The sequence below is a fragment of the Streptomyces zaomyceticus genome (assembly GCF_014656215.1).
GTDB lineage: Bacteria > Actinomycetota > Actinomycetes > Streptomycetales > Streptomycetaceae > Streptomyces > Streptomyces zaomyceticus.
In genome coordinates, this window is record NZ_BNBZ01000014.1 from 20,213 (window position 1) to 32,451 (window position 12,239).

At 72.1% G+C, this 12,239-nt stretch carries 12 protein-coding genes; 8 read left to right on the forward strand and 4 right to left on the reverse strand.

Annotated elements, in window-relative coordinates; all coding sequences use genetic code 11:
• The first annotated feature begins 169 nt into the window (after window positions 1-169).
• From IE311_RS19295 to IE311_RS19315, 5 genes are all read left to right on the forward strand, one after another.
• On the forward strand, window positions 170-1,687 hold the full coding sequence (locus tag IE311_RS19295) for a DEAD/DEAH box helicase (protein WP_189832973.1): 1,518 nt from the start codon (window positions 170-172) through the stop codon (window positions 1,685-1,687).
• 47 nt (window positions 1,688-1,734) lie between these two features.
• Window positions 1,735-2,145 (forward strand): CBS domain-containing protein, encoded by a 411-nt coding sequence (locus IE311_RS19300; protein ID WP_373313900.1) that lies wholly within the window; start codon window positions 1,735-1,737, stop codon window positions 2,143-2,145.
• A 48-nt stretch (window positions 2,146-2,193) separates the two neighbouring features.
• Window positions 2,194-2,505: an SCO5918 family protein gene (locus IE311_RS19305; RefSeq protein WP_189832974.1), complete on the forward strand. Its 312-nt coding sequence runs from the start codon at window positions 2,194-2,196 to the stop codon at window positions 2,503-2,505.
• Window positions 2,506-3,286: 781 nt separating this feature from the next.
• Window positions 3,287-3,625, forward strand: coding sequence for a MerR family transcriptional regulator (locus IE311_RS19310; RefSeq protein WP_189832975.1), 339 nt, complete (start codon window positions 3,287-3,289; stop codon window positions 3,623-3,625).
• 242 nt (window positions 3,626-3,867) lie between these two features.
• Window positions 3,868-4,377, forward strand: coding sequence for a hypothetical protein (locus IE311_RS19315; protein ID WP_189832976.1), 510 nt, complete (start codon window positions 3,868-3,870; stop codon window positions 4,375-4,377).
• Between the two features lie 110 nt (window positions 4,378-4,487).
• On the opposite strand, the gene IE311_RS19320 is transcribed toward IE311_RS19315, so the two are convergent.
• Window positions 4,488-5,750 carry an esterase/lipase family protein gene (locus IE311_RS19320; protein WP_189832977.1) on the reverse strand — a complete coding sequence of 421 codons (1,263 nt, stop codon included), beginning with the start codon at window positions 5,748-5,750 and terminating at the stop codon, window positions 4,488-4,490.
• Window positions 5,751-6,105: 355 nt separating this feature from the next.
• On the opposite strand from IE311_RS19320, the gene IE311_RS19325 reads away from it, so the two are divergent.
• The 3 genes from IE311_RS19325 to IE311_RS19335 are packed head-to-tail and all read left to right on the forward strand — an operon-like array spanning window position 6,106 to window position 8,797.
• Window positions 6,106-6,897, forward strand: coding sequence for a hypothetical protein (locus IE311_RS19325; protein ID WP_189832978.1), 792 nt, complete (start codon window positions 6,106-6,108; stop codon window positions 6,895-6,897).
• A gap of 17 nt (window positions 6,898-6,914) precedes the next feature.
• Window positions 6,915-8,108 carry a sensor histidine kinase gene (locus IE311_RS19330; protein ID WP_189832979.1) on the forward strand — a complete coding sequence of 398 codons (1,194 nt, stop codon included), beginning with the start codon at window positions 6,915-6,917 and terminating at the stop codon, window positions 8,106-8,108.
• The gene (locus IE311_RS19335) at window positions 8,105-8,797 is read left to right on the forward strand and encodes a response regulator (RefSeq protein ID WP_189832980.1); all 693 of its coding nucleotides are present in this window, start codon (window positions 8,105-8,107) and stop codon (window positions 8,795-8,797) included. Before IE311_RS19330 ends, IE311_RS19335 begins: the two co-directional genes overlap by 4 nt.
• Before the next feature lie 30 nt (window positions 8,798-8,827).
• Here IE311_RS19335 and IE311_RS19340 read toward each other — a convergent pair whose 3' ends face one another.
• The 3 genes from IE311_RS19340 to IE311_RS19350 all read right to left on the reverse strand — a co-directional run bounded on the left by IE311_RS19340 (window position 8,828) and on the right by IE311_RS19350 (window position 12,236).
• Entirely contained in the window at window positions 8,828-10,198 is a 1,371-nt protein-coding gene (locus IE311_RS19340) for an FAD-binding oxidoreductase (RefSeq protein ID WP_189832981.1), read from the reverse strand.
• A gap of 132 nt (window positions 10,199-10,330) precedes the next feature.
• Window positions 10,331-11,053, reverse strand: a complete 723-nt coding sequence (locus IE311_RS19345; protein ID WP_189832982.1) for a response regulator — start codon at window positions 11,051-11,053, stop codon at window positions 10,331-10,333.
• Between the two features lies 1 nt (window position 11,054).
• A complete protein-coding gene (locus IE311_RS19350; protein WP_189832983.1) occupies window positions 11,055-12,236 on the reverse strand; it encodes a sensor histidine kinase in 1,182 nt (393 codons plus the stop codon).
• Between the last annotated feature and the right edge of the window lie 3 nt (window positions 12,237-12,239).

The following is a 12,239-nucleotide window of genomic DNA, read 5'->3' on the forward strand; positions in this document are numbered from 1 at the left end:
GCCCCTGCCCCTCTCGCATTTCTTTCGCTCGCCCGCTTGCGCCGACAATTCCCTGTCCTGAGCCAAGCCGCCTGCTTCTCCATTTCATTCGGTTCGTTCCTGTGATTCGCCGCACTGTTTCTTCGCTGCGGGAATTCCTCGATGCGTGCCGTATCGAGGAAGGTTCAGAATGAACCCCACGCGCACCAACAGTCGCTCTTCCCGCTCCCGCCGCACCGGGGGTCACTCCTACGACTCCTCCGCCGGGGGTCCGGTGCGGGGCGGTCGTTCCGGTTCCTCCGCTCCGAGCCGATCGGGAGGCCCGAAGCGCTCCGGCGGTTCCGGCCGGCGGCCCGCCCCGGTGCAGGGCGAGTTCGCCCTGCCGAAGACGATCACTCCGGCGCTGCCCGCCGTCGAGGCGTTCGCCGACCTCGACATGCCCAGGGAACTCCTGGCCGCGCTCACCACGCAGGGCGTGTCCGTCCCGTTCCCCATCCAGGGCGCGACGCTGCCGAACTCCCTGGCGGGCCGCGACGTCCTGGGTCGCGGCCGGACCGGCTCCGGCAAGACCCTCGCCTTCGGCCTGGCCCTGCTGGCCCGCACCGCCGGACAGCTCGCCGAGCCCCGTCAGCCGCTGGCGCTGGTCCTGGTCCCCACCCGGGAACTCGCCCAGCAGGTCACCGACGCGCTCACGCCGTACGCCCGCGCCGTGAAGCTGCGCCTGGCCACCGTCGTCGGCGGAATGCCGATCGGCCGGCAGGCGAACGCGCTGCGGAGCGGCGTCGAGGTCGTCGTGGCCACCCCCGGCCGCCTCAAGGACCTCATCGACCGCGGCGACTGCCGGCTGAACCAGGTCGGCATCACCGTCCTGGACGAGGCCGACCAGATGGCCGACATGGGCTTCATGCCCCAGGTCACCGCGCTCCTGAACCAGGTCCGCCCCGAGGGCCAGCGCATGCTGTTCTCCGCGACCCTGGACCGCAACGTCGACCTCCTGGTCCGCCGCTACCTCACCGACCCCGTCGTCCACTCGGTGGACCCCTCCCAGGGCGCGGTCACCACGATGGAGCACCACGTCCTGCACGTGCACGGCGCCGACAAGCAGCGGCTCACGACGGAGATCGCGGCGCGCGACGGGCGAGTGATCATGTTCCTGGACACCAAGCACGCCGTGGACCGCCTCACCGAGGACCTCCTCGGCTGCGGTGTCCGGGCCGCCGCCCTGCACGGCGGGAAGTCGCAGCCGCAGCGCACCCGCACCCTCGCCCGGTTCAAGACGGGGCACGTCAACGTCCTGGTGGCGACGAACGTCGCCGCGCGCGGCATCCACGTCGACAACCTCGACCTCGTCGTCAACGTGGACCCGCCCACGGACCACAAGGACTACCTCCACCGCGGCGGCCGTACCGCGCGGGCCGGCGAGTCCGGCAGCGTCGTCACCCTGGTCACCGCCAACCAGCGCCGCGACATGACCCGCCTCATGGCCGCCGCAGGCATCGTGCCCCGGACCACCCAGGTCCGCTCCGGCGAGGAGGAGCTCGCCCGGATCACCGGCGCGCGGACCCCCTCCGGCATTCCGGTGACGATCACCGCACCCGCCGCCGAGCAGCGCAAGCGCGGCACGGCCTCCCGCGGCCGTCGCGGCCCCGCCTCGGCCGCCCGGCGCGCCGGCGGCGGACGGCGTTCCGGCGTCGGCGCGGCCGCCTGAACGCCATGTGATCAGGAAGCCGACCCCATCTCCTCAGGAGGCACGTTGTGACGCCGGACCACATGCAGCCCCGCTCCCCGCAGGCCGCCCCCGCGCACGGGCCGGTGGTCGACGCCGTGGACACGGCCGGACCGCAGGTCGGCGACGACATGACCGTCGAGGTGGCCCTGTCCGTCATGGCCGGGGCCCGCACCGGGCACCTGCTCGTCTGTGACAACGACGGCCTGTGCACCGGCCTGGTCACCCTGACCCGGCTCACCGCCGTCCGCGACAGCGCCGTCTACACGGACCGGCTCCAGCTGCGCGACCTCTCCGGCGACGGTGGACCGCTCACCCCGGCCACCGCCTTGACGAGCGGGGGCGCGGTGCGTCCCCGGATCGTCACCCCGCCCGTCGTCGGCGAGCAGGACGGCGCCCAGGACGCCCCCGCGCCCGTCCCCGTCCTCGCCCTCGCCTGAACCGCCGCACCACGGCGGAACCATCCCCTTCTCTTCCTGTGAGGCATCGTGCGCTGTGTCATCGCCCGCTTCCCCTTCGATCTCACCAAGAGCGGCGTCATGGAGACCATGCGGGGCGTCAAGCCCGAGGAAGTCGTCGGCGAGTCCGTGATCATCGGCCGCCGCACCTACCCCGTCAAGCAGGTCGGCCAGGTCATCACGCGCCAGGACCGCCGCGACTTCAGCGCCGGTGAAGTGCTCCGCGCCATGGCCAAGCTCGGCTTCACCTGCCGGAGCCTCCCCCAGAACACCGCACCCGCCCACGGAGTCGACCCCCTCCAGCACGCCTCCGCGATGCTCGGCGCCCCGACCGCGGCCTGACCTCGACCCGCGGGCGAACGTGAACTGATACCCGGCCAGCAGACAGGGCCCGACCGGCACCCGCCGGTCGGGCCCTCTCTGCTGCCGGTGGAGGGCTTCCCCACAGCCGTGACCCGGAACCTCTCAGCGGTCCTCCACCGGCCCCGGGGGCCGCGCCACTGTTCGAGGTCGATTACCTGCTCGCCCGACACGCGGAAATCTATGTCCGCCACAGTAGACATTGACCCTTGGCGTGGTTACGGTTTCTCTCATGGCCCAGAGAGAAAGCAGGGCCTGGCAGGGACGTACTGTCGACCGGCAGTACAGGTGGTCGCATGGAGCAGGACGGTGCGGCGGTGGAGTTTCGAAGCCAGGGTTTTCGCAGGACGGCGACGGGACTGGCGGCCGGACCGGGTGGCCCGCAGTGATCAGGGGCCGCCACGTGCGGGACCGCGTGCATGCAGGTGCGGTACCCGTGAGCGCAGCGCGCATCACCAGCAGGACCCGCAGTACACAGTTCCCCGCAGTACGCAGTTTGATCACCGAGGAAGAACGGAGGAACCCGCGCCATCAGGATCGCCCGGGCGTATGTCTGAGCCCGGGTACCGCAGGACATCGATAGTGAGGTGGTCTCCGGTCAAGCAACCGCGATCCCCGCAACCCCGACAGCGACCAGGTCGGGTGCGCGGACACAGAACGCCGGCGCAGTATCAGGGCCGGCAGGTGGTGTAGAAGTTCCTTCGGGGCCCTGGTGCCAGTATTGGCACCAGGGCCCCTCGACGCGTTGACCAGAGAGGTGCAAATGACAGCAGACGACTCGTACGGGCGTCTCGACGACGACGACTACCCCGCCTACACGATGGGCCGGGCGGCCGAGATGCTCGGCACCACACAGGGCTTCCTCCGCGCCATCGGCGAAGCGCGCCTGATCACCCCGCTGCGCTCGGAGGGTGGCCACCGCCGCTACTCCCGCTACCAGTTGCGCATCGCCGCACGCGCCCGCGAACTCGTCGACCAGGGCACCCCCATCGAGGCCGCCTGCCGCATCATCGTCCTCGAGGACCAGCTCGAAGAGGCCCAGCGCATCAACGCCGAATACCGCCGCGCCGCCACGTCCGACGCGCCACCGGAATCGGCTTGAGGTGAGTCCGCCCGTCGGCGGCAACGACCGAAGGGCGCAGCCGGAGGGCTTGGCGGAGGACCGCGCACGAGCGGACTCCCGCGCAAGCCCCCTCCCAGCCGACGGACAGCGGCGGATGAAACGGATCATCACCGCAGGTGAGAGGCACAGCGGGCGAGCGCCGGCCGTCGGTCGACTGCGACGGGACGGGCCGTCCCCGGTCACTCCCTGTCCCGTGAATCCCTTGCGTTACGCTCCGCGCCATGAAGCTGAAGAGAGTGGCTGCGCCGGTTCTCGTCGGCGCGGGCGGCATGGCCGTCATCGCGGCAACGGGCGTGTGGGCGTTGTCGGGTGGGCTCTACGGCTGCACCGGAACCGACCAGGAACTCGCACCGGTCCTGGCGTCCCTGTCCGTCCTCGACGCGCACCCGAGCACGACACAGCCCCGGGACGATCGGTACTCCGGATGCGACGAGGACGACGGGTTCGCCTACGCCGGGCAGCACTACCGGTACACGATGCCCCGGGCCGAGGTGCTGTCCTTCTACAACCGGGCCGCCGCGGAGGACGGCTGGCGGCTCGCGAGCGCCAATCCTTCGCCGTCCCCGGCACCCGGCGGACTCGCGGTCGACACCTCGGCGCTCTGTTTCGAGAAGCCCGTCGCGGGCACGACCGCCCATCTCGCCGTGTGGTTCCCCGGCGACCTCGGCGAGAGCACCGACACCTACGGCCTGGAGGTCACGGCCAGCCACGACGGCTCCGCCTGGTGCTGACCCGCCGACGCCAGGGCGGCGCCGCGCGGTACCGGGGCCGCCCCCCTGGGAGATCCCGGCCCTCGGAGCGGGCAGCCGACATCGGTTCGGGCTGCCCGCTCCGGGGTGCGTCACGCGGTGGCGACGATCTCGTTCACGATCCACGCGCCGAGTTCTTCGGTCATGGTGGTGTGGCCCTCGTTGCGGCCGGCGCACAGGAAGGCGTCGAGTTCGCTGCGGTCCGGTGTGATCGGCGCGTAGAGCGCCTTCTGGTCGTCGATGTCACCGGCGGCGACCGCGCTGACGCTGGGGATGAAGCAGGAGGTGGGGATGCCGCCCTCGTCCACGGTGTTGCGGAGACCACGCATGAGGAGGCCCGCCAGGCCGAAGCTGCCGGGGTCGCTGCCGTCCGGCAGCGGCAGGGTGAACAGGCCGCCGGGAGCGCCGTCGATCTCGGGCAGTCCGGAGGTCCGCACCTCGGTCGGCTGGCCGCCCTTCTTCTGGAGGCGGGCGACGACCCGGTCGCCCTGGCCCTGGGTCTTGAGCCAGGTGTCCTGCAACGTCGTGCCGTCGCCCCTGACCGCGGTCACGTCGGGCTTGATGCCGTTGCCGGTGCCGGTGTCGACGCCGTTGGCGACACCGATCCTGCGCACGTTGCGCGGCCATCCCCCGAGTTCGTCGAGCTCCCTGAGGAACTCCACCCGCTCCGATGCCGGCGCCGGGGTGTCATCGGCCTTCGCGATGTACCAACGCGCCATTTGCTTCGCGGCGGGGCTGTTGAGCAGGCCGGAGAACAGGCGGATGAACTGCCCCACAATGGGGTCCTCGCCGAAGTGGTCCGTCGCGAAGTGGATGAACCCCTGGAGGGAGACGGGGAGCCATCCGCCGTGGTGCGGGGAGTCGTAGGAGAGGTGGAGGGCCGTCTCGTGGTCGGGGAGCGTGGGGTCCTGCTCCATCTTGGCCAGCGCGTAGCGGGTGACGAGGCCGCCCATGCTGAAGCCGCCCACGACCAGCTTCGAACGGCCCACCCGCTCGGCGAGGGCGCGGCGGATGCAGTCGATGGCGGTGTCGGCGTTGTCCTTGATCGACGCCGTACGGTCGTTGTAGCCGAGGATGATCACATCCCGGCCGGTCGCGTGGAGTTCGGAGATGAAGCGGAAGTCACCGTTCTCCTCCAGGCCGTTCCACAGCCGGTCGAGCTCGCTGCCCCCGCTGGAGAAGCCGTCGGAGAGGATCACGGGCCTGATGAGCTGACGACGGTTCAGCGGGCTGTAGTAGACCCACGCGGTTCCGCCGTCGAGGGGCCACTCGTCGTGCGGCTCCGGTGCGGAGGGAATCGCGGAGCGGGGCTCGGGGGAGACTCCGCCCCAGACGTCGACAACAGGGGTAGGCATGATCGGTTGGCTCCTCGGGGGGGGTGCACGGGTTCGCCGAACGGCTGACCTCGAACGGCACCTTATGGGGCAAAACACCGTCACAGAGCGTAGTTAACAGGCGTCTTCACACGAAGGTGGTCACTGTCCTCCCGGAGGTGTAGACGCCCGCGAACACGGGCACGCGAGGCCGGTCACCGGAGGAGATCCGGGCGGCGGGCGGAGGGGAGGGCGCCGCCCGCACGGCCCCCGTGCCTCTCGGACCGTGGTCCGATGCGGAGCCTCCGGGGAGCGGGAAAGTCGGCCCCAGGGCCGATGCGGGAAGCGGACCGTGCTCCGATGCGGGAGGGGGCGTCCGGACGGGATCGTTCACGGCATGACGACGACAACGACACGGAGTACGCCCCTCGGACACCGCCCCGGCACCCCTGCCGTGGCCCGGCTGCTGCCCGTGGCATGGGACGGTGACGCGCCGTTCCCCGGGCGGTGGGTGGGTGGGGTCTCACTGGTGGCGGCACCGGTGCTGCTGGCGACCGGAGTCCTGCTGCGGCTGCCCTTTCACTTCTTCTTCCCCGAGCAGCTCGCCGCCTGCGTCGAGCACCCCGGCCTGATCGCCACCTCCTACGGTGCCTTCGCCGCGGGGACCGCCCTGCTGTGGCCCGCCCTCGTCGCGCTCGCGGCCCGGATCGGCCCCCGCAGCCCCGGACCGGCCCTGTGGGGCGGGGTCTTCGCCGTCCTCGGGCTCTTCGCCCGGACGTTCCACGCCGGTGTGGACCACCTGGCCTTCCAGCTCGCCGACCGACAGGGCGCGGCGGCGGCCACCCGGTTCGTCGGCGAGGCGTACGGCGCCTTCCACGTCTTCAGTGCCCTCAATCTCGCCGTCATGGGCGGCTGGCTTCTCCTCGCCGTCGGGGCCCTGCGGGCGCGCGTGCTGGGCCGGGTACGCGCCCTCGCCCTCGCGGCAGCCGCCGCGCTGCCGCTCGGTGTGCTCAAGGGCACCACCCCGTTGTCGGTCGTGGCCGCCGCGGGGCTCTGCCTCGCGCTCGTCCCGCTGGGCGTCACCGTGCTGCGCGACGGCCCGGCACCCCGCCGGGCCACCGCCCTGCGCTGGACCGCGGTGATCACCGCCACCGTGGTCCTCATGACCCTGATAGGACAGGTCGGTTGACGATGTACGGTCGGGCCATGCGCCTCCCGCGGCGGCCGCGCGACGGCCATCTCCTCGCCCTGGACCTGGCCGCCGCACTCCTCGTCGTCACCGTGTACGTCCATTTCGCGGGGCTGCCCGACAGTGCCGCCCAGCCCGCCCACACCGGTCCGGTGTGGGCGGGCGCCCTCGTGGCCGCGGCAGTGGGCCTCCCCGTCGCGGCGCGCCGCCGGTGGCCCGTACCGGCCTCGCTGACGGCTCTCGCCGGGGCCGTGGCCGCCGTCCTCCTGGACATCACCCGCGAACCGTGTCTGGCGGTCGGTCTCACCCTCTACGCGGTCGCTCTCACCGAAGTCCCGCGCCGCTCGGTGCCCGTGCTGGCCGCCGCGCTCACCGTTTCGGCGGCCGCCGTCCTCACCGGGGAGGCCGTGGTCACCCCGACCGAGACCTGGGGCGGGGCGGCCGGCATCGCCACCACCGTCTGGCTGGTCCTGGGCACCGGTTGGGCGTCGGGCTTCGCGGTCCGCGCCCGCCGGGCCCGGGAGGCGGACCGCGCCGCCCGCCGTGCGGAACGTGCCGTCGTCGACGAACGACTGCGGATCGCCCGCGAGTTGCACGACATCGTGTCGCACAGCCTCAGCCTGATCGCGGTGAAGGCGGGTGTCGCCGTGCACGTCGCCCAGCGGCGCCCCGAGGAGGCCGTGGACGCGCTGCGTGTCATCGAGCGGACCAGCCGGGCCGCCATGACCGAGATGCGCCGCACGCTCGGTGCGCTGCGCGCCGACCCCTCGGGCACCGCCGAGGCCCCGCTGGGCCCGGTACCCGGAGTCGAGGCCCTGCCGCTGCTGGCCGAGCAGGCCCGGCAGACCGGCGTGGCGGTCGAGCTGTCGGTCCGGGTCCCGGAGGGAGGCCTGGCGCCCGGAATCTCGCTGGCCGTTCACCGGATCGTCCAGGAGTCTCTCACCAACGTCGTGAAACACGCGGCGCCCGCGCGCTGCCGGGTGACGGTCGAGGCGGACCCGCGCGAAGTACGGATCGACGTCACGGACGACGGCCGCCGCGGTGGCCGCGGGCCGGTCGGCGGAAACGGCTCGGCCGGCGGGCACGGCCTGCTCGGCATGCGGGAGCGGGCGATGACGCACGGTGGGACGTTCAGCGCGGGGCCGCGCCCCGAGGGGGGCTTCGCGGTCTCGGCCCGCCTGCCCCAGGACCGTACGAGGAGGACCGAATGACCGGCGCCACCCGGGTACTCGTCGTCGACGACCAGGTGCTGCTGCGGGGCTCCTTCCGGATCCTCGTCGAGAACGAACCCGGTCTCACCGCTGTCGGTGAGGCGGGCGACGGGGCCGAAGCCGTCGAACTGTCCCGTCTGCACCGGCCGGACGTGGTCCTGATGGACGTCCGGATGCCGGTGATGGACGGCATCGAGGCGACCCGGCAGATCTGCGGATCTCCGGAGACCGCAGGCGTACGGGTGCTGATCCTGACCACGTTCGACCTCGACGAGTACGTCTACGCGGCCCTGCGCGCCGGTGCGGCGGGCTTCCTCCTCAAGGACGCCCCGCCGGCGGAGGTGCTGGCCGCGATCCGGGTCGTCGCGGCGGGCGACTCCCTGCTGGCTCCGTCGGTGACCCGCCGCCTCATCGAGGACTTCACCAGCAGGCCCGACCCGGCCCGGGACATCCGCCCGGCCCCGCTCACAGGGGTGACGGAGCGGGAGCGCGAGGTGCTGGAGCTGATCGCGCGGGGCCTCTCGAACGACGAGATCACAGCCCGACTGCACCTGAGCATGGGCACGGTGAAGACCCATGTCGGCCGCCTCCTGGCCAAGCTCGCCGCCCGCGACCGCGCCCAGCTGGTGATCGCCGCGTACGAGTCGGGAGTCGTCTCGCCCGCCGACCACGGCCCCGGACCCCGCTGACGCGAAGCGGGGTGCGGCCTTCGGGGCCTTCTACGGCTTGATGTTCTGGTTCAGGTGGAACAGGTTCCCCGCGTCGTACGTCCGCTTCACCTCGACGAGGCGGTCGTAGTTCGTCTTGTAGTTGGCCCTGATCCGGTCCTGGTCGTCGTCGGCCATGAAGTTGATGTATCCGCCCTCCTCCGAGTGCGGGGCGGTCGCGTCGTAGTAGTCGCGCACCCACGCGATGTTGGCCTCGTTGGCCGACGGGTCGGGCCACATGCCGGCGATGACGGTGGCGAACGAGGCGTCCCGGTACGCGAAGGCCGTCGCGTCCGGTGCGACCCGGTGGCAGGCGCCGTTGATGGGGTAGATGTGGACCGTCGAGTTCACGGCCGGCAGCCGCGGCCCGTACTCCTGGTGCGCCGCGATCGCGGCGTCGCTCAGCTCGGTCACGAAGTTGGCCTTCCAGTAGTGCTGGAGGCCGGGTGGCACCAGTGCGTCGAAGGCGCTGTTGAGCGCGGGATACGGCATGGGACCGACGTGCTCGGCGACCACCGGCGCGAAGTCGTGGAAGGCCTGGAGGGCGCGCGGCCCCTCGTCGAGCGGTCCGGCCCAGCACGCCACGATCAGCACGAAGGGGTCGCCGTGCCGGTTCTCCGGGATGAACGGGAGCGGCGGGGCCAGCTGGAAGGCCGGGAAGCCGCCGAGTTCCTCCGGCGCGTCGGCGATGTAGTCGCTGAAGGAGCGCAGTACGGTCGCGGCGTCCTCCAGTTCGAAGAGCATCGGCCCGCCGTAGATGTCCTTGACGGGGCTGAGCCGGAACTCGAGCGAGGTCACCGCGCCGAAGTTGCCGCCGCCGCCGCGGAGCGCCCAGAAGAGGTCGGCGTGCTCCTCCTCGTTCGCGACGAGCATCCGGCCGTCCGCGGTCACCACGTCGGCGGAGATCAGGTTGTCGCAGCTCAGACCGAGCCCGCGGGCGAGATAGCCGATGCCGCCGCCGAGGGTGAGCCCGCCGACCCCCGTGGTCGAGATGATCCCCCCGGTCGTCGCCAGACCGAACGCGTGCGTCGCCGCGTTGAAGTCGCCCCAGGTCGCGCCGCCTTCGGCACGTGCCGTACGCCGCTCGGGGTCGACCCGCACGCCGCGCATCCCCGACAGATCGGCCACGACGCCGCCGTCGCAGGTGCCGAAGCCGGGCACGCTGTGCCCGCCGCCGCGCACCGCCAGGTCGAGTTCGTTCTCCCGCGCGAAGTCGACCGCGGCCATGACGTCGCCCGCGTTGACGCAGCGCACGACAGCGGCCGGCCTTCTGTCGATCATGGCGTTGTGGACCTTGCGCGCCTCGTCGTAGGCCTCGTCGTCAGGAGTGGTCACCACCCCGCGGACCCGTTCGCGCAACTGCTCGGTCGAGAGCTTGCCCATAGCGATCGCTCCTCGTCACACCCCCCGTGGGATGCCACACCCGGCCACGGGACGCCGCACCCCGCGACGCGCCCCGCACTCGCCCCGCCCCTGAACTCGGCCCTCTCCACGCTACGCCGATGGCGCGAGCCCTCAACTCGAACCCGTGGTCCCGGGCTCACGCTTCTGGAGCAGGCCGCTGTTCATCGCCACGACCACCGCGTGCGTACGGTCGCTGACGTCGAGTTTCGCGAAGACCCGCAGGAGGTGGGTCTTCACAGTGGCCTCTCCGATGAACAGGCGCCGGCCGATCTCCGCGTTGGACAGGCCGTCGGCGACCGCGCCCAGCACTTCGGCCTCGCGGGCGGTGAGTGTGACGGGCACGGGGCGGCGCATCCTGGCCACGAGGCGTTGCGCGACGCGCGGGGCGAGGACGGTTTCGCCCCGGGAGGCGGAGTGGATGGCCTCGACCAGCTGGCCGCGGGTGGCGTCCTTGAGGAGATAGCCGGTCGCGCCGGCCTCGACGCCGCGCTCGATGTCCGCGTCGGTGTCGTACGTGGTGAGGATGAGGACCCGGGTCCGCGCCCCGCCGCCGACGATCTCGGTGGTGGCGCCCACTCCGTCGAGGACGGGCATCCGCAGGTCGAGGAGTGCCACGTCCGGGTCGAGCTCCTCGACGAGCCGTACGGCCTCACGGCCGTCTCCCGCCTCGCCGACGATGTCGATGGTCGGCTCGGAGCTCAGCAGCGCGACGAGTCCGGCGCGCATCACCGTGTGGTCGTCGGCCAGGACGACGCGCAGACGGCCCTCCGGTGGCGCCTGCGCGGTCGTGCCCGGGGTCGTGCTCGTCGTGGTGGTCGGGGGCTCGGTCGTCATGTCACACCTGATCGTTCATGGGGATGGTGGCGAGGATCCGGGTGCCGTCGCCGAGCGAGCTGGTGACGGTGAGATCGCCGCCGAATTCCGCGAGGCGCCGGCGCATTCCGACCAGGCCGAAGCCCTGGGACTCCTCGACCACGAACCCGCGTCCGTCGTCGGTGATCTCCAGCTCGACGCCGGCCCGGTGGCGGGCGAGGACGACGCCCACCGTGGAGGCGTCCGCGTGTTTGCGGATGTTGGCCAGGGACTCCTGTGTGCACCGCAGCAGGGCGACCCGGGTCGGCTGGTCGCAGTCGACGTCCGCCAGCTCCGCCACCACGGTGAGCCCGGTGTCCTCGGTGAACCGGTCCAGCGTGCGGCGCAGCGTCGTCGCGACCGATCCGGCGGCCACTCCGCTGCCGGGCGCCGCGCCGACGAGGACGCGGGCCTCGGCGAGATTCTCCCGGGCGGTCTGTTCGATGGACTGCAGCTGCTGGGCGCTTCTGCCGGGGTCCACCGCCAGCCCGGACCGGGCCGCCTCGGCGAGCACGATGATGGAGGCGAAGCCCTGGGCCAGGGTGTCGTGGATCTCCCGGGCGAGGCGCTCGCGCTCCTCCGCGGCACCCTGCCGCTGGTACGCCTCGACCAGTTCCTGCTGGGCGGTTCTCAAGTCCGCTCTCAGCCGGGCCCGTTCGTCCCGCAGCGCCAGGGCCCGGGGCGTCACCACGGTGATCAGCACACCGACCGCGAACACCGCGAGGGAGGAGAGGGCGTTGGTGGTCAGGACCTCGACGCGCCGGCCTTCCCGCAGGGTGCCGCCGACCGTGATCGCCACCGCGCCGAGGCCCGTGTACGCGACCGCTGCTCCGAGGGCGTCCGCGAAGACGACGAACTGCGCGAGGGTCACGGTGTAGAAGACCCCGAGGCCGTCGCCGACGTAGGAGAGGCCGCCCAGTACGGCGACGAGGACGCACAGATAGCCGTACGGGCGGAGCACCGGATTGTCGGGGCGGCAGCGCACGAGCGCGTAGCAGAGGGCGAGGACGGCCACCAGCGCCGGCACCCCGTATCGGGTCCTCGTGGGGCCGTCGCCCACGACGGTGATCAGGGTGACGAGGGCGATGAGCACCCAGGACAGCCCCTCCCACCCGTGGAGTGCCCAGATCCACAACGGGTCACCGCGCCGAGGTCGTTGCAGCATGAT

Excerpts from the sequence above, each read along its gene's own strand:
- IE311_RS19295 (WP_189832973.1), top strand. The coding sequence starts at position 170 with ATGAACCCCACGCGCACCAACAGTCGCTCTTCCCGCTCCCGCCGCACC.
- IE311_RS19310 (WP_189832975.1), top strand. The coding sequence starts at position 3,287 with ATGACAGCAGACGACTCGTACGGGCGTCTCGACGACGACGACTACCCC.
- IE311_RS19315 (WP_189832976.1), top strand. The coding sequence starts at position 3,868 with ATGAAGCTGAAGAGAGTGGCTGCGCCGGTTCTCGTCGGCGCGGGCGGC.
- IE311_RS19320 (WP_189832977.1), bottom strand. The coding sequence starts at position 5,750 with ATGCCTACCCCTGTTGTCGACGTCTGGGGCGGAGTCTCCCCCGAGCCC.
- IE311_RS19325 (WP_189832978.1), top strand. The coding sequence starts at position 6,106 with ATGACGACGACAACGACACGGAGTACGCCCCTCGGACACCGCCCCGGC.
- IE311_RS19330 (WP_189832979.1), top strand. The coding sequence starts at position 6,915 with ATGCGCCTCCCGCGGCGGCCGCGCGACGGCCATCTCCTCGCCCTGGAC.
- IE311_RS19335 (WP_189832980.1), top strand. The coding sequence starts at position 8,105 with ATGACCGGCGCCACCCGGGTACTCGTCGTCGACGACCAGGTGCTGCTG.
- IE311_RS19340 (WP_189832981.1), bottom strand. The coding sequence starts at position 10,198 with ATGGGCAAGCTCTCGACCGAGCAGTTGCGCGAACGGGTCCGCGGGGTG.
- IE311_RS19345 (WP_189832982.1), bottom strand. The coding sequence starts at position 11,053 with ATGACGACCGAGCCCCCGACCACCACGACGAGCACGACCCCGGGCACG.
- IE311_RS19350 (WP_189832983.1), bottom strand. The coding sequence starts at position 12,236 with ATGCTGCAACGACCTCGGCGCGGTGACCCGTTGTGGATCTGGGCACTC.